The sequence below is a fragment of the Streptomyces sp. NPDC032721 genome (genome assembly GCF_055579625.1).
In genome coordinates, this window is the sequence record NZ_JBVIMX010000008.1 from 110,202 (window position 1) to 131,496 (window position 21,295).

At 70.6% G+C, this 21,295-nt stretch carries 17 protein-coding genes; 8 read left to right on the forward strand and 9 right to left on the reverse strand.

From position 1 onward, the window contains the following. Positions 1-92 precede the first annotated feature (92 nt). From ACZ5PB_RS18195 to ACZ5PB_RS18205, 3 genes are all read right to left on the reverse strand, one after another. Positions 93-839 (reverse strand): SDR family oxidoreductase, encoded by a 747-nt coding sequence (locus tag ACZ5PB_RS18195; RefSeq protein WP_468692266.1) that lies wholly within the window; start codon positions 837-839, stop codon positions 93-95. Between the two features lie 160 nt (positions 840-999). Beyond that, positions 1,000-2,730: an L-aspartate oxidase gene (locus ACZ5PB_RS18200; RefSeq protein ID WP_468692269.1), complete on the reverse strand. Its 1,731-nt coding sequence runs from the start codon at positions 2,728-2,730 to the stop codon at positions 1,000-1,002. A gap of 147 nt (positions 2,731-2,877) precedes the next feature. Further along, positions 2,878-3,375, reverse strand: coding sequence for an Ohr family peroxiredoxin (locus ACZ5PB_RS18205; protein ID WP_468692270.1), 498 nt, complete (start codon positions 3,373-3,375; stop codon positions 2,878-2,880). A 317-nt stretch (positions 3,376-3,692) separates the two neighbouring features. On the opposite strand from ACZ5PB_RS18205, the gene ACZ5PB_RS18210 reads away from it, so the two are divergent. From ACZ5PB_RS18210 to ACZ5PB_RS18220, 3 genes are all read left to right on the forward strand, one after another. Then, positions 3,693-4,079, forward strand: coding sequence for a cupin domain-containing protein (locus ACZ5PB_RS18210; RefSeq protein ID WP_468692674.1), 387 nt, complete (start codon positions 3,693-3,695; stop codon positions 4,077-4,079). 78 nt (positions 4,080-4,157) lie between these two features. Beyond that, a complete protein-coding gene (locus tag ACZ5PB_RS18215) occupies positions 4,158-4,520 on the forward strand; it encodes a DUF5134 domain-containing protein (RefSeq protein ID WP_468692273.1) in 363 nt (120 codons plus the stop codon). Positions 4,521-4,698: 178 nt separating this feature from the next. After that, entirely contained in the window at positions 4,699-6,063 is a 1,365-nt protein-coding gene (locus ACZ5PB_RS18220) for an FAD-dependent oxidoreductase (RefSeq protein WP_468692275.1), read from the forward strand. 223 nt (positions 6,064-6,286) lie between these two features. Here the strand turns inward: ACZ5PB_RS18220 and ACZ5PB_RS18225 are convergent, their stop codons facing one another. The 4 genes from ACZ5PB_RS18225 to ACZ5PB_RS18240 all read right to left on the reverse strand — a co-directional run bounded on the left by ACZ5PB_RS18225 (position 6,287) and on the right by ACZ5PB_RS18240 (position 12,823). After that, a complete protein-coding gene (locus ACZ5PB_RS18225; RefSeq protein WP_468692276.1) occupies positions 6,287-7,345 on the reverse strand; it encodes a YncE family protein in 1,059 nt (352 codons plus the stop codon). A gap of 219 nt (positions 7,346-7,564) precedes the next feature. Then, positions 7,565-11,077: a M28 family peptidase gene (locus tag ACZ5PB_RS18230; protein WP_468692277.1), complete on the reverse strand. Its 3,513-nt coding sequence runs from the start codon at positions 11,075-11,077 to the stop codon at positions 7,565-7,567. Between the two features lie 489 nt (positions 11,078-11,566). Further along, positions 11,567-12,262 (reverse strand): HAD family hydrolase, encoded by a 696-nt coding sequence (locus ACZ5PB_RS18235; protein ID WP_468692279.1) that lies wholly within the window; start codon positions 12,260-12,262, stop codon positions 11,567-11,569. 66 nt (positions 12,263-12,328) lie between these two features. Beyond that, the gene (locus ACZ5PB_RS18240; RefSeq protein ID WP_468692280.1) at positions 12,329-12,823 is read right to left on the reverse strand and encodes an Lrp/AsnC family transcriptional regulator; all 495 of its coding nucleotides are present in this window, start codon (positions 12,821-12,823) and stop codon (positions 12,329-12,331) included. 287 nt (positions 12,824-13,110) lie between these two features. Here ACZ5PB_RS18240 and ACZ5PB_RS18245 point away from each other — a divergent pair, with 287 nt between their 5' ends. The 3 genes from ACZ5PB_RS18245 to ACZ5PB_RS18255 all read left to right on the forward strand — a co-directional run bounded on the left by ACZ5PB_RS18245 (position 13,111) and on the right by ACZ5PB_RS18255 (position 17,440). Continuing rightward, the gene (locus tag ACZ5PB_RS18245) at positions 13,111-14,637 is read left to right on the forward strand and encodes an FUSC family protein (RefSeq protein WP_468692281.1); all 1,527 of its coding nucleotides are present in this window, start codon (positions 13,111-13,113) and stop codon (positions 14,635-14,637) included. Between the two features lie 420 nt (positions 14,638-15,057). Further along, positions 15,058-16,272 carry a nitric oxide synthase oxygenase gene (locus ACZ5PB_RS18250; protein WP_468692675.1) on the forward strand — a complete coding sequence of 405 codons (1,215 nt, stop codon included), beginning with the start codon at positions 15,058-15,060 and terminating at the stop codon, positions 16,270-16,272. 85 nt (positions 16,273-16,357) lie between these two features. Further along, entirely contained in the window at positions 16,358-17,440 is a 1,083-nt protein-coding gene (locus tag ACZ5PB_RS18255; protein WP_468692282.1) for a lactonase family protein, read from the forward strand. Between the two features lie 115 nt (positions 17,441-17,555). Here the strand turns inward: ACZ5PB_RS18255 and ACZ5PB_RS18260 are convergent, their stop codons facing one another. Continuing rightward, the gene (locus tag ACZ5PB_RS18260; RefSeq protein ID WP_468692284.1) at positions 17,556-18,482 is read right to left on the reverse strand and encodes a sirohydrochlorin chelatase; all 927 of its coding nucleotides are present in this window, start codon (positions 18,480-18,482) and stop codon (positions 17,556-17,558) included. A gap of 105 nt (positions 18,483-18,587) precedes the next feature. Beyond that, on the reverse strand, positions 18,588-19,649 hold the full coding sequence (locus tag ACZ5PB_RS18265; protein WP_468692285.1) for an N-acetylglucosamine kinase: 1,062 nt from the start codon (positions 19,647-19,649) through the stop codon (positions 18,588-18,590). Positions 19,650-19,747: 98 nt separating this feature from the next. Here ACZ5PB_RS18265 and ACZ5PB_RS18270 point away from each other — a divergent pair, with 98 nt between their 5' ends. After that, positions 19,748-20,425, forward strand: coding sequence for a uracil-DNA glycosylase (locus ACZ5PB_RS18270; RefSeq protein ID WP_468692287.1), 678 nt, complete (start codon positions 19,748-19,750; stop codon positions 20,423-20,425). Between the two features lie 156 nt (positions 20,426-20,581). After that, positions 20,582-20,770, forward strand: coding sequence for an MbtH family protein (locus tag ACZ5PB_RS18275; RefSeq protein WP_468692289.1), 189 nt, complete (start codon positions 20,582-20,584; stop codon positions 20,768-20,770). The last annotated feature ends 525 nt before the right edge of the window (positions 20,771-21,295 follow it).

Here is a 21,295-nt window from a genome sequence, read left to right on the forward strand (position 1 = left end):
GGTTCACGTGGAAAGGGGCCTGCCGTTCCGCAGTGCGGACGACAGGCCCCGCACCGGTGGCGGCCCGTGTCTCGGAGCCGGCGCCGGGCGACTCAGTGCTGCTGTGCGAGCCAGTCGGCGAAACGGGTCTCCGCGAGGTGGGCCTCGGGGCCGGGCAGCAGCGTGGTCTCCTGCAACTCGGCGCCGAAGTAGGGGGCGTGCACGTCGGTCACGACCTTGCGCGGGTCGTTCTTGGCGGCCAGACCCTTGCGGATCAGCTCGTCCAGCTGGAACGTGTCGGGGCCGGCCACCTCCACCACGCCGTTGACCGGGGTGCCGACTGCCGTACGGCCGACGGTGGCGGCCACGTCGTCCGACTGGATGGGCTGGATCTTGACCGGGGCCAGCCGGACGGTGTCCCCCTCGGTTGCCGCGGCGGCGATTCCCTTCATGAATTCGAAGAACTGCGTCGCGTGGACGATGGAGTACGGAATTCCGGAGGCCTTGATCAGTTCCTCCTGCGCCTGCTTGGCCCGGAAGTAGCCGCTTTCCTGGAGCCGTTCCGTACCGACCACGGAAAGTGCGACGTGGTGGGTAACCCCGGCGTTCGCCTCCGCCTTGAGGAGGTTCGCGGTCGAAGTACGGAAGAACTCCATGACGGCGTCGTCCTCGAAGGAGGGGGAGTTGGAGACGTCGACCACGACCGAGGCGCCGTTCAGTACCTCGGTCAGGCCCTCACCCGTCAGAGTGTTGACGCCCGTGTTGGGGGCAGCCGCAACGGCCTCGTGACCGTGCTCGTTGAGCTTGGCGACCAGCTTCGAGCCGATCAGTCCAGTACCGCCGATGACTACGACCTTCATGATGAGTTTCCTTTTCGGAAGAGGGAGTGGTGCGTTTTCGCCTGTACTGAGAAAGACCGGGTGCGAGCTCGTTCTGTGACAGGTTTGCGGGAAACCTGGACTATTTGTTCAGAGGAGCTGCCGGAAAGATCGGAAGAGGAGGATCACGGTCGCGTCGGATCTATTCGACGAGCTTTCCCTCGGTGGAGATGCTCTCCATGAGCGTGGCGATCTCGTCAGGGATCGGCGGAATGCTCTCCCGGGTGACTCCGGTGACGGGCGACCAGACGAGGTTGACGCGGAGCTCCGGGTCCATGTCCGGGTGGTCGCTGCGGTTGTGACAGCCACGGGTCTCACGCCGCTCCAGCGCGGCTTCGAGGGTGGCGCGGGCGGAGAGCGCGGCCGACTTGAGGTCGAAGGCGTGGGCGAGGTCCTGGAATCCGGCGATGTCGGGGTGGACCCCGACGTTCGTCATGCGCTTTTCCACGGTGTCGAGTTCCGCCAGGCCGGTGCGCAGCCCCGTCTCGTCCCGGACGACGCCGGCGTGTTCAGTCATCAGGTTCCGGATGGCGCGCTGAAGGGCGCGTACGTTCTCGGGCCCGTCGGCGGCGAGCAGTTCGTCGATCTCGGTGCGGGCCTGGTGGGTGGCCGCCGCGGAGCGGGGCTGAGCGGTGAGCGAGTCGGCGTACGCGGCGGCGGCCCGAGCCGTGATCCGGCCGTAGACCAGCAGCTCGATGAGGCTGTTCCCGCCGAGGCGGTTGGCACCGTGAAGGCCGCTGGCGGCCTCGCCGATGACGTACAGGCCGCGGACGTCGGTGCTGTGGTCCTCGGGACGGACCCAGACCCCGCCCATGGAGTAGTGCGCCGTGGGCGCCACCTCGACGGGGTCACGGGTGATGTCGAGCATCTGGAGGTCGAGGAGGGTCTGATAGACGCGCGGCAGGCGGCTCATGATGGTCTGCCGGGGCAGGTGGGAGACGTCGAGCCAGACTCCGCCGTTGGGGGTGCCGCGCCCCTCCTTGATCTCGGTGTACGAGGCGAGGGCGACGCGGTCCCGCGTGGAGAGCTCCATGCGCTGCGGGTCGTAGCGGCTCATGTAGCGCTCGCCCAGGGCGTTGCGCAGGAAGCCGCCCTCACCGCGGGCAGCCTCGCTGACCAGGGTGCCGGCGGCGTTCTCCGGCTCGATGATCCCGGAAGGGTGGAACTGGACGAGTTCGGGGTCGCGCAGGCGGGCCCCGGCCTCGACCGCCAGGCGGAACGAGTCGCCGGTGTTCTCGTCGCGCCGCGAAGAGGTCCGCCGCCAGATCCGGGTGTGACCGCCGGCCGCGAGGATGACCGCGTCCGCATGGATCAGGTGGCGGGTGCCACTGGTGAGGTCGAAGCCGTAGGCCCCGAAAACGGCACCGTCGTGCGTCAGCAGGCGGGTGATGTAGACGCTGTCCAGCACGGGGATCTTCAGCTGACTCGCGCGGCGGATCAGCGTGCGCTGGATTTCGAGGCCGGTGTAGTCGCCCGTGAAGGCGGTGCGGCGGAACTTGTGTGCGCCGAAGAACCTCTGGGAGATACGGCCGTCCTCTTCCCTGGCGAAGTTCATGCCGTAGCGCTTCAGGTCGTCGATTCCCCGGGCGGCGCCCTGGGTGACGATCTGGGCGGTGCGGGGATCGCCGAGGAGATAGCTCTCCTTGAGGGTGTCGGCGGCGTGCTGCTGCCAGCTGTCCTCGGCGTCCATCGTCGCCAGGGCCGCGTTGATCCCTCCGGCGGCGAGCGAGGTGTGCGTGTCCTCCTTGGGCCGCTTGCCGACGGCGAGTACATCGATGCCGGCTTCCGCCAGCTCGATCGCTGCCCGCAGCCCGGATCCGCCGGTGCCGATCACCAGGACGGTGGTGGAAAGACGTTGTTCGGTGGCAGCCACGAATGCTCCGATCGCTGTGGAGTGGTCACCCATGACGACCGGGCCTCGCCCTTCTTTGTGACACGGGCCGTGGACGGAAGGTGTGCCGCTGTACCACCTCAATGGCCCGCCGTCGCGTCCCACGTCGGCCGACGGGCAGCGCTGCGGTCAGGAGATGAGCTTGATGGTCGTCGGTGTGCCCTGCCAGGCCATCCGTGCGTACGGGCACAGCGAATCGGCCTTCCGCATCAGGGCGGTGGCCACCCCCGGGTCCGTACCGGGCCACTCCACCTCCAGGTCGACGTGCAGCAGATAGCCCCCGTCGTCCGGGTCACGCCCGAAGGCCACGGTTGCCGCCACGGAGAGGGCATCGGGATCCAGTGCCGCTTGCCGCGCCACCAGGCTCAGAGCCCCGTGGTAGCAGGCTGCGAATCCCGCTGCGAACAGCTGCTCGGGATTGGTTCCCTGGCCGTCACCGCCCAGTTCGGCGGGCATGCGCAGGTCGAGGTCGAGGGCGCCGTCTGCCGAGCGCGCCTTCCCGGAGGCCCTTCCGTGAGCGGCAGCACCGCCGTCGACGGTCACGGTGGTCGTGTAGATGGGCGCGAAGACGTTCCCGTCGAAGTCCTTCTCGGTCGACAGGTCGGGCAACTGGATCCGTTCGGTCACGTCATGGCTCCGTTGTCGTGTGCTCTGCAGTGCTCGGTGGACGTCCAGATTTCTGACTACTGGATGACCGGTGACACGCGGAACCTGTGACATCTGCTCGCCGAGGACGACCGGTGCGAACGCCCGTCACCCGTCGGCGGATCTCCTCGATGACGTGTCGCGGGGCAGAAGGCATCAATGGATGTCACAGAGCCGGCGCATGACCGGTCACCCATGGCGAACGGTTCGAGACCTACGGAAGGTGCAACACAGTGTCGGAGAAGACGTCAGCACACGACCACTCCACCCACGGCGACCCGGACGGCTCGGCGAGCTGGATGAAGGCCGCGCAGATGCTCCAGGACGCCGGCCCGCTCACCGTCCCCGAGGGCGCCTCAGCGATGACTGTCCACGTCGAGTGGGAGCCCGGCGACCCGGGCACCCCGCCGCACCGCCACTCCGGGCCCGCCTTCGGATACGTCGTCGAGGGCGCGGTCAGGTTCGAGCTCGAAGGCGAACCGGAGCGCGTCGTCGAGGCGGGCGGCACCTTCTGGGAGCCCGGTGGCGATGCGATCCACTATCAGGACGGCAACGCGCTGAGCGACGCCCGGACCCGGTTCGTGGTCGTCATGCTGTGCGCGCCGGGCAAGCCCATGCTGGAACTGGTCGATGAGAAGGAACTTGCGGAGCGGGCGCACCTGCGGGCCCCCCGCCCCTCGGCCTGAGCCGGCGTCTTCGTCCCTCTGGCGGCCCACGGGCTGCGATACGGCGTCTGGTCCACGAGGGCCGGACGCCGTGAGCGGGTGGACCATCTCCTGCACGCCGTCATGGCGCTGTCCATGGCGGTGATGCCCTGGAGTACGGTCCGGCTGTTGCCCTTCGGGGCGACAGCCGCCTTCTTCGTGGCCGCCGCGCTGTGGTTTTTGGTGACAGCTGGGGGCCGCCACCCGGCGCACCGGGCGAACACGCTCGCACAACGGCTTCCCCACGCGGCCGGTATGGCCGCGATGGCCTGGATGATGCTCACGCACCACGACGGGAGCGAATCGGCCCATGTCCACCTCGCCGGACCGACACCGGAAGCCGCAGCCACCGCAGTGCTCGCGCTCTACCTCCTCGCCTGTGCGCTGCGGTCGTTGACCTTTCCCATGCCGACACTCCGGTGAGCCGTCGATCCTGCACGTCGTCGGTCGGTTTTTCGCGTCCGCCGATGTCGTGTGCCGGTTTGGGATCCCATAAGGATGACTTATGAGGTCATAGGTCGGACCCGGGTACTGACTTAGGTTTGCCTTAGTTTAGGCTTCGGGCTGATTCCGTTTGCCATTCCTCGAAGGGAACCTGATCATGCCTCGCCCCCTGCGAGTAGCGATTGTCGGAGCCGGTCCGGCCGGTATCTATGCCGCCGACGCGCTGCTGAAATCCGCGGTGGCGGTCGAACCCGGTGTGTCCATCGATCTCTTCGAGCGGATGCCGGCCCCGTTCGGCCTGATCCGTTACGGCGTCGCCCCCGACCACCCCCGTATCAAGGGCATCATCACCGCCCTGCACCAGGTGCTGGACAAGCCCCAGGTGCGGCTGTTCGGCAACGTCGACTACCCGGGCGACATCAGCCTCGACGACCTGCGTTCGTTCTACGACGCGGTGATCTTCTCCACCGGTGCGACCGCCGACCGCGCCCTCGACATCAAGGGCATCGATCTCGACGGCTCCTACGGCGCCGCCGACTTCGTCTCCTGGTACGACGGGCACCCCGACGTGCCGCGCACCTGGCCGCTGGAGGCGGAGAAGGTCGCCGTGCTCGGCGTCGGCAACGTCGCCCTCGACGTCGCGCGCATCCTCGCGAAGACCGCCGAGGAGCTGCTGCCGACCGAGATCCCGCCGAACGTCCACGAGGGCCTCAAGGCCAACAAGGCGCTGGAGGTGCACGTCTTCGGGCGGCGCGGTCCCGCGCAGGCCAAGTTCAGCCCGATGGAGCTGCGCGAGCTCGACCACTCGCCGAACATCGAGGTCATCGTCGACCCCGAGGACATCGACTACGACGAGGGCTCCATCGCCACCCGGCGCGGCAACAAGCAGGCCGACATGGTCGCCAAGACCCTGGAGAACTGGGCGATCCGCGACATCGGCGACCGCCCGCACAAGCTGTTCCTGCACTTCTTCGAGAACCCGTCGGAGATCCTGGGCGAGGACGGCCGGGTCGTCGGGCTGCGCACCGAGCGCACCGCGCTGGACGGCACCGGCAACGTCAAGGGCACCGGCGAGTTCAAGGACTGGGAGCTCGGCGCCGTCTACCGGGCCGTCGGCTACCTCTCGGACGAGCTGCCGAAGCTGCCCTGGGACGTCGCGTCGGGGACCGTTCCCGACGAGGGCGGCCGGGTCATCGAGGAGTCCGGCGAGCACCTGACGTCGACGTACGTGACCGGGTGGATCCGGCGCGGTCCGGTGGGCCTCATCGGGCACACCAAGGGCGACGCCAACGAGACGGTCGCGAACCTGCTGGACGACTTCACCAACGGGCGGCTGCCCGAGCCGGCCGCGCCCGCACCGGAGGACGTCGAGGCGTTCCTCGGCGAGCGGAACGTCCGGTTCACCACGTGGGAGGGCTGGTACAAGCTCGACGCGGCGGAGAAGGCGCTCGGCGCGGCCGAGGGCCGTGAGCGCGTGAAGTACGTCGAGCGCGAGGACATGCTGCGGGAGAGCGGCGCGTGATCCGCTGATCCCCGGCGGAAGCCGAGGACGTCCGAGGGGCCCGGTGCGGGAACGCGCCGGGCCCCTCGGACGTCCTCGGCTCTCCACGGACGTACGGCCGTACCCACGTGCCCGTACGCGCCCGCACATGAGGGATGCCCGGGACCCGTCACCTCGGGTCCCGGGCATCCCGGGTGTTCAGCGGAGCCGGTGACCTGGGCCGCCGGGTCACCGGTCCGCCGTCTCAGCGGCCGATGCGGATGCGGTGCGCCTGGTCCTGGCGCTCCGGGCCGACGGCCGACTTGTCCACGACGAAGGCGGTGCCGCGGACGGTGGTGATGTGGTTCGGGTTGGCGCCCGTGGCGAGGGTCTCGACGACGGCGCCCTTGCGCGGGTCGACGACCGTGACGTTGCCGGCGGTGCGGTTGGCGACCAGGACGCGGCCGGTGCGCGCGTCGGCGGCGACGGAGACCGCGCCCGCGCCCGTCGGGACGGTCCCGGTGACCGCGCCCTTGCGCAGGTCGACCACCGAGAGGGTGCCCGCGGCCTGGTCGGCGGTGTACGCGGTGCGGCCGTCGGCGGACAGGGCGACCGAGATGGGGCCGTCGCCGGTGGGGATGAGGCGGGGCTCCTTGGCGTACGGGGAGACCTCGATGATGCGGTCGCCACCGAGGTCGGCGGTGTAGACGGTGCCGGTGCGCTCGTTGAGGGCCAGGCCGGTGGGCTGCGAGCCGGTGACGGTGACGCGCTTCTTCTCCTTGAACGTACGGGAGTCGAAGGCGACCAGGGTGCCGTCGCCGAAGCCGCTCGCCCAGACCGTGTTGTGCCGCTCGTCGACGACGATCTCGCGGGCGTGCGCCACGTTCGGCAGGCTGGCCAGGTGCTTGCCGTCGCGCTGGCTGTAGACGGAGACCGAGTTGTTGCGGGTGTTGGTCGTCCAGACGGTGTTGTGCTCGTCGTCGACGGCGACACCGTAGACGGCCTCGACGGCGCCGGTGGCGGGGTCGGTGACCGGCGGGGTGTAGGTGGCCTTCACTTTGAGCGTGCCCGGATCGACCTTCATGAGCGAGGACTTGGTGACCGGCGGGCGGCCCACGGCAGCGGTCGTCCACAGGACGTTGTTCCGCTCGGAGTACGAGGACTGGTAGAGACCGGCGGTCAGTTGCGCGCTGGTCACGGTCGATCCGGCGGCGGGCTTCGCCGCGTGCGCGGTGGTGGTCGCGGTGAGGGCGAGGGTGCTGCCCGCGGCGAGGGCGACGGCGGTGGCGGCGGTGCGGCGGAGGTGACGAGTGAGCGTGGACATACCGGGTACGTCTCCTGTGGAAGAAGTGCCCCCTGAGTGGAGGCCGACGTGGATCAACTTAGCTTAGGCTTACCTAAGTAATGGTGGAGTTGTGGTGTGTCCTGCGTCACAACACCCCCTCTGGGTCCGGTAGTTGGCCGGATCTCACGCCTCGGCCACATACAGCGACGCCCGCCCCGGCGGTGAGGCCGGAGCGGGCGCCGTCTGGTGTCCCGGTGGTCAGCTCACCTGGACGGTGACGTCGTCCACCACGTACGAGGTCTGGAGGGACTGGTCCTCCGTACCGTTGAACTTCAGGGTGACGGTCTGCCCCGCGAACTGCGCGAGGTCATAGGTCTTCTCCGCGTAGCCGGTGTTGGCGTCCACGTTGGAGAAGGTCTGGAGTGTCTTGTTCCCGACCTGGACGGTGAACCGGTCGTACACGACGTTCTCGTACTCGTCGGTGTCGATGTGCAGGAAGAAGGAGAGCTTGTACGAGGCACAGCCCGCCGGGATCGTCAGCGTCTGGGCGGCGCTGTCGGTGTGGGTGGAGCCCCAGCCGTTCAGCCACGCCTTGTAGCTGCCGCCGTGCGGCGGCTGGCCCGCCTGGGTGGTGATGACGCCCTCGGTCGCGGTCCAGCCGCTGCTGCCGCTCTCGAAGCCGCCGTTGGTGACCAGCTGGCGCGGTGTGCAGCCGGTGCCGCCGCCGACGGTCAGGGTGTACGTGGTGCTGCGGGTGGCGGTGCCGGTGCCCGTGACGGTCAGGGTGTAGGTGCCCGGCGCGGTGGCCGCACCGACCTGGACGTTGAGCGTGGCGTTGCTGCCGGACTGCACGGTCGCCGGGCTGACGGTCGCGGTGACGCCCGAGGGCGCGCCGGAGACCGAGAGCGCCACCTGCTGCGGATCACCGCTCACCGTGGTGGTGTTGACGGTCGCGGTGGTGCTGCCGCCCGGGTTGGCGCTGCCCGCGGCCGGGTTGACGCCGACCGAGAAGTCCCGGGACGGGGTGCCGGTGCCGACCGAGGTCTTCCAGATGCCGTGCGCGACGCCGTCGGCGCTGCGGTCCAGGACGGTGGCGTTGATGTTGCTGGTGGTGTCGCAGGCGCTGTGGTAGCAGGGGTCGTACGCCGAGTTCGCCGTACCGCCCCACTTCTGTGCCTGGGCCGCCGTCTTGCGGGCGCTGGCGCCGGCCGCGTAACCGGAGGTCGGGATGCCGACCGCCTGGAAGGATGCGTCGTCACTGCGGCCCTGGCCCTCGACGTTCTCCTCGGGGGCGAGGTTCAGCGAGGTCCAGTACGCCTTGAGCGGGGCCGAGGTGGTGGAGTTGACGTTGTTGATGAAGTAGCCGGCGTTGGTCGAGCCGACCATGTCGAAGTTGTAGTAGCCCTTGATGGCGGCACGGTCGGCCGCGCTGAGCCGGTTGACGTAGAACTCCGAGCCGTTGAGGCCCTGCTCCTCGTCCGTCCACCAGGCGAACCGGACGTGCTTGGTCATCGTCGGGTTCTTCTGGGCCAGGACGAGCGCGTTCTCCAGGAGCGTCGCGGAGCCGGAGGCGTTGTCGTTGATGCCGGGGCCCGCGGAGACGCCGTCGAGGTGCGCGCCGAACATGATCGTCTGGTCGGCGGGACCGCCCGGCCAGTCGGCGATCAGGTTGTTCGAGGGGTACGTGCAGGTGGTGCAGTTCTGCTCGGTGACGGTGAAGCCCGCCGCCTGCAGCTTGCCCTTCACATACGCCAGGGACTGGATGTAACCGGCGCTGCCCGCACGGCGGTTGCCGCCGTTCTGGGTGGCGATGGTGTTGAACTGGGTGAGGTGCGCGCGGACGTTGTCGACGCTGATGTTCGGCGGGTCGGTCGGGGGAGTGGTGCCGCCGACGTTCAGTGAGTAGTCGACCGTGTGGGAGAGCGTGGTGCCCTGGCCCTTGACGGTGATGGTGGAGGTGCCCGGGGCCGCGTTGGCGGTGGCGGACAGCGTCAGGGTCGAGGACTGGCCGGACTGCACGGTGGCCGGGTTGAAGGACGCGGTGACCCCGGCGGGCAGCCCGCTCGCGGTCAGCGTCACCTGCTGGGCGTTGCCCGAGGTGGTGTTGGTGGTGACGGTGGTGTTCACCGACGCGCCCTGCTGGACCGTGCCCGAGGTGGGGTTGAGCCCCATCGAGAAGTCGGCGTTCTGGCCGTCGGGGGTGCAGGTCGGGTCACCCGGCTGGGCGGGCACGCTGATCGCGTCCCAGGCGGCTTTCGTCTTGTTGAACAGGTTGCAGGTCGCCAGGTCGAGGTTCTTGGCCGAATTCAGCGTCGCCGTACGGTACTTCTTGTACGACATGCTGCTGGTCTTGAGCAGCATTCCGCCGTAGAAGATCTTGCCGGCGTTCTGGATGCCGACACCCGTCAGGGTCGACTGGTTGCAGGTGCTCGAACTCGGCTTGCCGCCACCGGGGTTGGTGCCCTCGGAGAGCAGGTAGAACCAGTGGTTCATCGGGCCCGCTGCGGCGTGCGTCTCGGTGCCGGGGATCGAGGAGCTGTAGCAGGACGGGTCGTTGTTGACCGCGGACGGGTTGTACATGTTCCGGATCGGGCCGCGTCCCTGGAGGTTGATCATCTCGCCGACGGTGAAGTCGGGGACGTCGTAGGGGGCCGGCTGGTTCATGTACGCCTCGGTCAGTGCGCCGAAGATGTCACCGGTCGCCTCGCCGAGCCCGGACTCCTGGCCGCTGGTGCCGCCGGGGGTGTTGGAGTCGATGGCGTGCCCGTACTCGTGGGCGACGACGTCCGCGCCGGCTATCCACTCGTTGGCGCTGTTGTGACCGATGGTGACGGAGCTGCCGTCCCAGTACGCGTTGAGCTGGTTCAGCCCTACCTTGGCGGGGAAGCTGCGGCCCTGGCCGTTGACGCCGTTGCGGCCGAGCCACTGGCTCAGCATGTCCCACTGCTTCTGGGCGCCGAACATGAGGTCGACGCAGCCGGTCTCCTTGGAGGTCGGGTTGCCGTTGCCCCAGGTGTCGGTGCTCTTGGAGAAGACGCCGCCGTTGTAGTCCGCGCAGCTCAGGCCGGGGCGGTTCGGGTCGCGCAGCGAGTAGGTGCCGTTCGAGTTGGTGGTGTCGATGGTGAGCGGGTTGGGGCCGTTCCACTTGCTGTTGCCGGTGCCCGCGACCACGTCGTCGTAACTGTCGACCACCTTGCCGGTCCGCGCGTCCACGAAGACGTGCAGCTTGCTCGGCGCCTTGGCCTGACGGCCGGTCAGCACCGTTTCCCAGGCGAGGGTCTGCTTGCCGTCCTTGACCCTGACGACCAGTCGGCTGCTGTCGACCTTGTCGGTCCTGACCTGCTTGCCACGGGAGACGGTCTCGGCCCGTGCGGCACTGACCGTGGGCGTGATCGACACGTCGATACGGTCCGAGGTCGCCGACTGGAGGCTGCGCACCTTGCCCGCGCCGTCCGCCAGGACCACCGCGTCACCGCCGACGACCGGCAGACCTCGGTATCTTCGCTCGTACGACACCGAGTAGAGGTTCTTCACCCAGGGTGTGACCAGGCGTCTTTCATACGTTTCCGACGCGGCGTTGACCGCGGTGTCGAACCCGCTCCGCACGGCCTGGTCGGCCGCGGCGATCGCCCGCGCGGCCGGTTCGGCCTGCGGGGACGGGGCGGGTTTCGGCTCCTGCTGCGCGGCGGCCGCGGTGCCCGCGAGCGTACTCACGAGGCCCGCGGTCAGCGCCAGCGCTGCCACGGTGGCCGTCCATCTGGTGGGCTGCAACGTCCACTCCGATCGTGGGTGGGGGTGGGAGAGAGCTGCTCGTTGCCGCACGTGCAAATGTGTGCAGGGCCTTACCCGTGCGCCACACGTGCTTCACACGTACGACGCGAGTATGGGCGTGGACATGACTACTGAGGGCATCCCGGAAGGGCATACGCCACGCGTTATGGGCCCCGCCGCGGTACGGCCCTGTCCGCTGTCGGGCGCGGACGATCTGCGGCCCCACCAGGGCATACCGATGGGCCTCGTTCGCCGGCAGTGAGGTGTCGGTGACGATCCGGGCCTTCTGCGGCGCGTGCCGCACGGTGCGGGACGCCAGAGGGGCCCGTAGCCCGCGCTCTCCACCGGGTACGCACCCCGTGCGTCCGCCGGACCAGACCCAGTTCCTCCAGGACGCGCGGACTTCGCTGCCAGATCGTGGTGGAGCCGTGACCGGTGGCCGTCAGACCATCGCTGCGAGGTGCGTGACTCCGTGCTGTCCGGCCGCCGTCAGAGCCCCAGCCAGACGTACGCCGCCTCCGCCGTGAAGTCCGCGTGCCCGCCCCGGAAGAGGAGGTCCGCCGTGCCGAACGCCGGATCGTTCTCGCTTCCCCGTACGTACGGAATCGCCGCGCACCGCATCCCCGCCGCGAACGCCGACGTCACCCCGGGAGCCGCGTCCTCGAACACCGCGCAGTAGCCGGGTTCCGCCGACAGCCGGGCGGCGGCGGCCAGGAACACGTCCGGCGCTGGCTTGCCGTGCGCCACCTCCTCCGCCGACACGAGCACCCCGCCCGCCGCCTCGCCGAGCTGCGCGTCCAGGCCGGTGCCCGCGAGCACCGCCTCGATCGCGGCCCGCGACGACCCCGACGCCACCGCCATCGGCACCCCGTCCGCGTACAGCCGCTCCACCAGCCTCCGCATCTGCGGGAACACGTCGGTCGAGGCGCGGGCCAGCTCCAGGTAGAGCCGGTTCTTCTCGGCCAGCAGGGTGTCCACGTCCGCGTCGAGCCCGTACTTCGCGTGCAGGGACTCCAGCGTCTCGCGCGTCCCGATCCCGATGTACCGGGTGTGCTCCTCCCAGCTGAAGTCCGGCACGCCGTACTGGGCGAGGAGCCTGCGCCCCGCCTCGTAATAGTTCGGCTCGCTGTCCACCAGCGTGCCGTCGAGATCGAAGATGACCGAAAGGGTGCGCGAAGTGCTCATGTGATCAGTCTGGGACATCGGAGCGCGGGAACTTGGCCCACCGGCGTCCGGGATCCCGCTCACCGCTCACCGAGCACCGTCGCCACGGGCCCCCGCCGCCCTCCCGACCGCCTCCACCAGCGGCAGCAGCCGGTGCGGCACCCGCTCCCGCAGCGCCACTTCCGTGCGCGTCCTGACCACCCCGGGCAGCTGGATCAGCCGCTGGATCACGTCCTCCAGATGCCCCGCGTCCCGCGCCACCACCCGCGTCAGCAGATCCCCGCCACCGGTGATCGAGAACGCCTCCACGATCTCCGGCACCTCGGACAGCGCGTCCCCCACCTCGTCCAGATACCCCTGGGTCACCTCGACGTGGACGAAGGCGAGCACCGGGTGTCCGAGCGCGGCGGGGGAGACGGTAGGACCCGTTCCGGTGATCACGCCCTCCCGCTCCAGACGGTCGAGCCGCGCCTGGAGGGTGCCGCGTGCGATGCCCAGGATCCGGGCGTACTCGCGCACGCTGGTGCGCGGCTGCTCGATCAGCAGCCTGAGGATCCGGGTGTCGAGTGCGTCGACGGTCATGGTCCGTTGGTCTCCTCGTGGTCCTGTCCTGCTTCCCGGCACTGGGCCATTGGCCCAGTCCTCGCGGTGCGAGTTGAGCCACTGTCCCACTTAATGCTTTCCTCTGGGTACTGACTGCTTGATCGCTGCCTCGCACGGCGCCGCGCAGCGGCCGGTACGGCGATGTCGCCGTACCCCGGCCCGCGGCGCCTTTTCCATGCCCACGAGGCCCACGGACAGGGGCGCGGCACGAGCAACGGCGCGCAAGGCACACGACACGAGGGGGCGGGGCTACCGCTGTGAAGAGGATGTTCCACGCACCGGATCCCGGACTGCTGCGCCTGCGGGTCTCCACCCGCGCCGTCATCGGCATCGGCGGCGCGGTCGCCGTCGCCGAACTGTGCGGCATGTCGCTGACCGCGTCCATCGTCGGGGGTCTCGCCGCGCTGCTCGCGCTCTTCACCGTCCAGGACCCGACCGTCAGGGGCCAGGCCCTCACCACGGCACTGCTGCCCGCCGCCGGCTTCCCCGTCCTCGCCCTGGCAACCCTGCTGCACGACCATCCGCTCCCGCGTGACCTGGGCTTCCTCGCCGTGGTCCTGGCAGGGGCGTACGCCAGGCGATGGGGCCCGCGCGGGCACGCGCTCGGCACGTTCGGCTTCATGATGTTCTTCGTCACCCAGTTCCTGCACGCCGTCCCGGGGCAGCTCCCCGAGCTGTACGGGGCGGTGGCCCTCGCCGTCGCGGTGGCGGCCACGGTCCGCTTCGGCCTGTGGCGCATCGAGAAGCGCACCCCGCCGCCCGCCGCACCGGCCCCGCTGACCGGACTCGGCTTCGCCCGGCCGACCACCCGGCAGGCGTTCCAGGTCACCGCCGCCTGCGCGTTCGCCCTCGCCATCGGCCAGCTGCTCTCGCAGGACCGCTGGTACTGGGCCGTCGGCGCCGCCTGGTGGATCTTCGTCAACACCACCTCGCGCGGCGAGACCCTGGTACGCGGCTTCCGCCGGGTGCTTGGCACCGTCCTCGGCATCGCGGCCGGGCTCCTGATCGCCGTCCCGCTGCACGGCGCGCCCGCGCCCACGGCGGCCCTCGTCGCGGTGTGCGTCTTCGGCATCTTCTACACGGCGGGTCCGAGCTACAGCTGGATGATGTTCTTCGTCACCGTCATGGCGGGACTGCTGTACGGGCTGCTCGGCGTGCTCCACCCGGGGCTGCTCCTGCTGCGCGTCCAGGAGACCGCCGTCGGCGCACTCGGTGCCGCCCTCGCGGTGGCCGTGATCCTGCCCATCACCACGCACTCCTCCACCGACGCGTGGATCCAGCGGGCCCTGCACTGCGTCCGCCAGTGCACCACCGAGGCCGCCCGCCGCCTCGCCGGGGACGCGCACGCCGACCCCGCCCCGCGCGCCGCCGAACTCGAACTGCTCCTGGGCCGGGTCCGGCTCACCCTCGCTCCGCTGCTCCACCCGCTCAGCCCGCTGCGCGCCCGCAAGGCCAGGGCCCGTCAGGTGGTGGCGCTGCTCGACGACTGCGCCCGCCTGGTCCGCGCCTTCGCCGAGGTGGCCGCCGACCCCGACGCCTCGCACGACGCCCGGCTGACCGCAGCCTGCGAACGGGTCGAGGCGGCGGTGGAAGCGCTGGTTCCGGCGGGCCCGGCGGGGGAGCGGGCCACAGCGGAAGCCGTCGTACCGGTTCCGCTGAACCTCATGCCGGCGCAACGGCACCACCCCGGCGCCGAGGCCGCACTGACGCACCTCACCGAACTGGAGGGGGCGCTCACCGCACTGGCCACGCCCCTGCGCACTTCTCCACGCTCCCCGCTGGTCCCCGCGTAACCGGGTGATCGGCGTACATCGGGGGTAAACCCGGCGGCATCATGCGGTGGGAACGGCCCAGGACACGGAATTCCGGGCCAAGACCCGCGTGATCCGCCGACGCCTGGGGATGCGAGCACCATGCAAAACGATCTTCAACCCCCCACCCCGATACCCGTCTCCGCACCCCAGCCCCCTTGGGCGGCGGCCCCCGCCGAGCCCTCTTGGGCAGCGGGCGATGCCCCGCCCCCTCGGCCGGCGGGGCAGCCCACACCCCCGCCTCCTTGGGCGGCGGGGCCGCCCCCCGGGGGCGGAACGGGCGGGCAAGGGGGCGGCCCCCGGCGGAGCCACACCTTCGACCCCCGCCCCACCCCGCCCCACCCCCACAGCGGCCCCGACCGCCACGACCGCGCCCCCGAACCCCCCACCCCCCGCTGCCCTATCACCCACTCCAGCCACTCGGGCCCGGGCCCGGGCCAGGGCCAGGCCCCCCACCCAAGCCACCCCACCCCCACCGATCCCCCCAACCGCGCCTACACCCTCACCCCCACCACCCTCCACCACCTCGCCGAAGACTTCATCCGCCTCCACCACAGAGAACAACCCGCCCACGGCGACCCCACCCCCCGCCTCACCACCGTCCACGCGGAGATCGACGCCACCGGCACCTACCGCCACACCCCCGGCGAACTCGCCTTCGGCGCCCGTGTCGCCTGGCGCAACAGCAACCGCTGCATCGGCCGCCTCTACTGGAACTCTCTCCGCGTCCGCGACCGCCGCCACATCAGCGACGCCGACACCGTCGCCCGCGAGTGCGCCGACCACCTCCGCGAAGCGGGCAACGACGGCCGCATCCGCCCGCTGATCACGATCTTCGCCCCGGACACCCCCGCCCGCCCCGGCCCTCGCATCTGGAACGAACAGCTCATCAGATACGCCGGATACACCACCCCGGAGGGCGCCACCGTCGGCGACCCCCGCAACACCGGTCTCACCGACCTCGCCCTCCGCCTCGGCTGGCCCGGCGGTCCCGGCAGCCCCTTCGACGTACTGCCCCTGATCGTGCAGGGCAGCGACGACAAGCCCCGGCAGTACGAACTGCCCGCCGACGCCGTACTCGAAGTGCCGATCGAGCACCCCGAGGACACCTGGGCACAGGAATGGGGCCTGCGCTGGCACGCCGTCCCCGCGATCTCCCACATGTGCCTGGAGATCGGCGGCATCTGCTACCCCTGCGCCCCCTTCAACGGCTGGTACATGGGCACCGAGATAGGCGCCCGCAACCTCGCCGACACCGACCGCTACAACCTCCTGCGCCCCCTCGCCGACCGCCTCGGCCTCGACACCGGCAACGACCGCTCCCTCTGGAAGGACCGCGCGCTCGTCGAGCTCAACCGGGCCATGCTGCACTCCTTCGACCGCGCGGGCGTCACCATGGCCGACCACCACACCGAGGCGGAACGCTTCCTCACCCACATCGACCGCGAGGAGGCCAAGGGACGCGACGTCGCCGCCGACTGGTCGTGGATCGTTCCGCCGATGTCGGGCGCGGCCACCCCGGTCTTCCACCGGACGTACGACAACACCGAACTGAGCCCGCTGTTCACGCACCACGACGACGCACTGGTACGGGCCAGGGGCGAGGCCCCCGCATGAGGGCCGGACTCCCCGGCTTTGGTCTAGACCGCCCTGCTACCGTCGGCCCCGGCACGCACTCGAACTCGCGGAAAGGGGCTGCACGGTGAGCAGCAGCACGGCATCGGAAGCACAGCCCGCAGGAGCGTCGGAGGGACGCGGCCAGCGGGCCTTCATCGGCTCGTTCACCTCGGCCGGCGGGCGGGGCGTCATCGCCGCCGCCGTGGACCCGCTGACCGGCGCCCTGACCCCGCTCGGCGCGACCGACGCCGTCGCCGACCCCTCGTACCTGGCACTCGCCGCCGACGGCCGGCTGCTCTACACCGTGAGCGAGACGGACGACGGCGCGGCGGCCGTGTTCGACGTGAGCGACGCGGTGCCCCGCCCGCTGGGGGAGCCGGTGCCGGTCGGCGGCGGCTCGCCCACCCACCTCGCCACCGCCGACGGCCACCTGCTCGCCGCGAACTACGGCTCCGGCAGCGTCACCGTGCTGCCGCTGCACGCCGACGGCACCCTCGAAGGGCCCTCCGGCGTCCTGCACCATCTGGGCAGCGGCCCGGACGCGTCCCGGCAGGAGGGGCCGCACGCCCACCAGGTGCTGCCCGACCCGACGGGCCGCTGGGTGCTGAGCGTCGACCTCGGCACCGACTCCGTACGGGTCTGCGCGCTCAACGCCACCACCGGCACCCTCGCCGTGCACGCGGAAACCGCCCTGACCCCCGGCAGCGGCCCCCGCCACCTCGCCTTCCACCCCGCAGGCACGCACGCGTACGTGGCGGCCGAACTCACGCCCACCCTCACCGTCTGCCGCTGGGACGCCGCCACGGGCACCCTCACGCCCCTCTCGGAGGTCCCCCTGCTCCCGGCGGGCACCGAGGGCCCCAGCTACGCCTCCGAGGTCGTCGTCGCCCGCGACGGACGCTTCCTGTGGGTCGCCAACCGGGGCCACGACAGCATCTCGGTGTTCTCCCTCTCCGCCGACGGCGAGCGCCCCGCACCGCGCACCACCGTCCCCTGCGGCGGACACTGGCCGCGCGACCTCGCCCTCGACCCGGCGGGCCGCCGGCTGTACGCGGCCAACGAGCGCTCCGGCGACGTCACCTGGTTCGACATCGACCCGGAGACCGGGATCCCGCACCGGGCGGGCTCGATCGAGGCCCCCGCCGCGTCCTGCGTGGTCTTCGGCTGAGCGCACGGGAGCGCGGGAGCACGAGAACACGCGAGCGCGGGAGCACGCGAGTACGAGAGAGGGCCCGCACTCCGGCGAACCGGTGCGGGCCCTTCCTCGTACGGGTCGACCGCGGTCAGTGGACCGGGGCGCCCTGCGGCTGCTGGGGCGTGATGCCCAGCGCGGTCGCGTACTGCGACAGCACCAGCTTGCCGATCGCGGGGTACGCGCCGAGCGGCTCGGCGAACGCGCAGCCCGCCTCCTTCGCGGCCGTCTCCAGCAGGTCGGGGGCGACCTCCGGGCCGATCAGGTACGGGGCGAGCGCCAGGTTGGCGGAGCCCGAACCGCGCAGCTGGTCGGCGATGGAGGCGATCGAGCCCTCCTCGTCGAGGGCCGCGGCCATCACCGGGACGGCGAGGCGCGCGGCCAGCAGCATGCCGGTGATACCGGCCGCCTGGACGGCCTCCTCGCCGCCGACGGTGGCGAGCACGATGCCGTCGGCCGCCGTGGCGACCGTGAACAGCCGGGCGCGGTCGGCACGCGACAGACCGGCCTCGGAGAGGCGTACGTGCAGGGCTTCGGCGAGCAGCGGGTGCGGGCCGAGGACGTCGGTCAGTTCGGCGGCGGCGTGGCTGTCCACGAGTGCCTGCCGTATGCGGCGCATCGTGGACGCCTCGGGACCGGCCAGCAGCGGCACCACGACGGCGACGGGGCCCTCGGGCGCCGACACCTCACGTCCGGCGGCCAGGGCCAGCTCGTAACGGGCGGTGCGCTCGGCGGCGGCGTGCGTGAGCACGGCGTCCAGCGTCGGGTACTCGCCCTGGTCGTCACCGTCGAGGTAGCCGATCCGGGCGTCGAGGCCCGGCAGCTCGGAGCGGGCGATGCTGAGGAGTTCTTCCGCCAGGCTGCGCGTGGCGGTGGTCGGCTCGCCGGGAACGGCGAGAACAAGGGCGGGCGCGCCCTCGGGAGCCGCCACAGGCTCCGGACGACGGTGGCGTCCGGGCTGGCGGGGGCGCGGCATTCGTACAGGCAGGCCGGAAGCGGGCCCAGTGGGGGAGCTCATGGCGCCGCATGCTACTGGCTTTGCGGGGGCGGGCGTTCGGGGAGGGTGTATTCGAGAGGTATCTGTCCCGATTTATCCATTGAATGATGGTGAATGCGCGGCAATTCAGCGGGTTTGATGTCCTGATACGTGCAACAAGTGCGAATCGTACGGAAATGACGGACCGCTCTTCGCGATTCCCGAAGCGACCGCCAGCGCTCCGTCCAGGGGGTCCCCGGCCGCCGCCACGAGCCGCGCGTGCGGCAGCCGCACCGCGATCTCCTCCCGGAGCGGTCCGAGCAGCGGTGCCCCCAGCTTCAGCAGCCCCCCGGTGAGCGCCACCGCACCCGCCTCGCTGCCTTTCCCGGTGTCCTTGCCCTGCCCGGGCTCCTCGGCTTCCCCCGGCTCATGCCCCGCGTCAGGACCGGGGCACACCGCCGCAGCCGTCTCGGCGATGTGCCGTGCGGCGTCCCGCAGGATCGCCGCCGCCACCGGATCCTCCGCGGCGCACCCCGCCACCTCGGGCGCGAACGACGCGAGCAGCGCGGCCCGGTCCGGCCGCGGGTACAGCTGCCCCGGCAGCTCCGCCGGTTCCCCGAACACCACGCGCAGCCGCTCCAGCAGTGCGGCAGAACCCCCGGCCCGCCCGTCGTGCCCCCGCATCGCCGCCTCAAGACCGGCTCGCCCGATCCAGGCCCCGCCCCCGCAGTCACCGAGCAGGTGCCCCCACCCGTCCGCCCGGCGCCACTCCACCAGGTCGGTACCCAGCCCGATCAGCCCGGTGCCCGCGGCGACCACCGCCCCGGCCCGCAGCCCGAGCGCCCCGGCGTACGCCGTGACCCCGTCCGCCGCCAGCGCCAGCCGCCGCACACCCAATTCCCGCTCCAGCACGCCCGGCAGCCGCGCCCGCAGATCGTCTCCGAGCGTCGCCATCCCGGCCGCGCCCACGCACACCGAGGCGAACTCCCGGCCCCCGACGCGCTCCAGCAACTCCTTCGCCGCAGGCACCAGTTGCTCCGCGAGATGCCCGGCATCGATCCCGGCGGGCCCGGTCCGCACCGGGACGCGGGACACCACGGGCGCCCCCGACAGCACACCGTCCCCGGCGCGCGCCAGCGCGAACCGGATGCCGGACCCACCGGAGTCGACCCCGAGGACGTAACTGAGCGGATCGATCACTGGACGCACGGGCTCCCCTCCCTGGACGACGACGAAGAATAGCGCCCGATGGCACCCCCGTTGGTCCGGGCCTCCACCTCGCGTTTAGCCCAGTAGAGTGACCGATCATGGCACCACGACCTATGCACGAGCTTGTCGAACCCGGATGGGCGCGAGCTCTCGAACCCGTAGCCGAACGAGTCGCCGCCATGGGGGACTTCCTTCGGGCCGAGATCGCGGCCGGCCGCACGTACCTGCCCTCCGGCCCGAACGTGCTCCGTGCGTTTCAGCAGCCCTTCGACGACGTACGGGTCCTGATCGTCGGACAGGACCCCTATCCCACGCCGGGAATGGCCATCGGGCTCAGCTTCGCGGTGGCCCCGGACGTGCGGAAGCTCCCGGGCAGCCTGGAGAACATCTTCCTGGAGATGCACCACGACATCGGCACCCCCAGGCCCTCCAACGGTGACCTCACCCCCTGGACGCAGCAGGGCGTCCTCCTGCTCAACAGGGCGCTCACGACGGCTCCGCGCAAGCCCGCCGCGCACCGGGGCAAGGGCTGGGAAGAGGTCACCGAGCAGGCGATCCGGGCCCTGGTGGCGCGCGGGAAGCCGCTGGTGTCGATCCTGTGGGGGCGTGACGCGCGCAATCTGCGGCCCCTGCTGGGAGACCTTCCGGCGATCGAGTCCGCGCATCCCTCCCCGATGTCCGCCGACCGGGGCTTCTTCGGCTCGCGGCCGTTCAGCCGGGCCAATGAGCTCCTCGCCGGGCAGGGCGTTCAACCGGTGGACTGGCGACTGCCGTAGGAAGTGCGGCGACTGTTCATTCGGCACGGCGAATGAAATGGCGGTTCCGGGGAATTCCAAGCAGTCTGGACGGGCGGTTATTCGGCTGCCATTATGCTATTCGTCCCGGCGGCCGAACTGCTTCCGGAATTCGCTTATTCGTCACGGAGGTATCGAATGTCCGAAGATGAGCAGCGCACCTACTCCGTCGTTCGGAACGACGAGGAGCAGTACTCGGTCTGGCCGGTGGACCGGGAGATTCCGCAGGGTTGGCAAGTGGCCGGATTCTCCGGTTCGAAGGCGGATTGCCTGGCATATGTGGAAGAGCACTGGAATGACATGCGTCCGCTGAGTCTGCGCGGGTGATTCCGCCCCGGTGATCGCATACCGGGTGATCGCGCACCGGCGAGGCCGGACATGGCCAGTGCCGATCATGTCGGGGGCCGACCGTTCCGCCCGGCAGGGCCTGTCAGGACCTGATGGGCCCTCGGGCGGACGGTTGGCACGGCCGCTACCTGCGATGGTTTCATGACGAAACATTGCCGTCACAATGAGTGGCTTTATGGTTGCCCGTCGTGTTACCGTAATCGGCGAACTTTCGGATCGGGATATGTACAGGGGTGACGTTCTATCCCATGGCTGGCGCTGTAGGATTAGCAGGCTTCCTGGAACGATTGAATTGGTCGCCGGAACGACTCGCACGCGAAATCAATCGGCTCTGCGGTGACGGCACGGTCAGTGCCAAAGCTCCCTATCATTGGCTGCGCGGTACGTATCCGCGCCGAGAGATTCCTGAAGCCGTTGCCCAGGTCCTGTCACAGCACCTGAAGGAGACGGTCGACATCGCTTCCGTATGGCCACAGTCGCGCCCGAACGGAGCCGCGCCGGCCG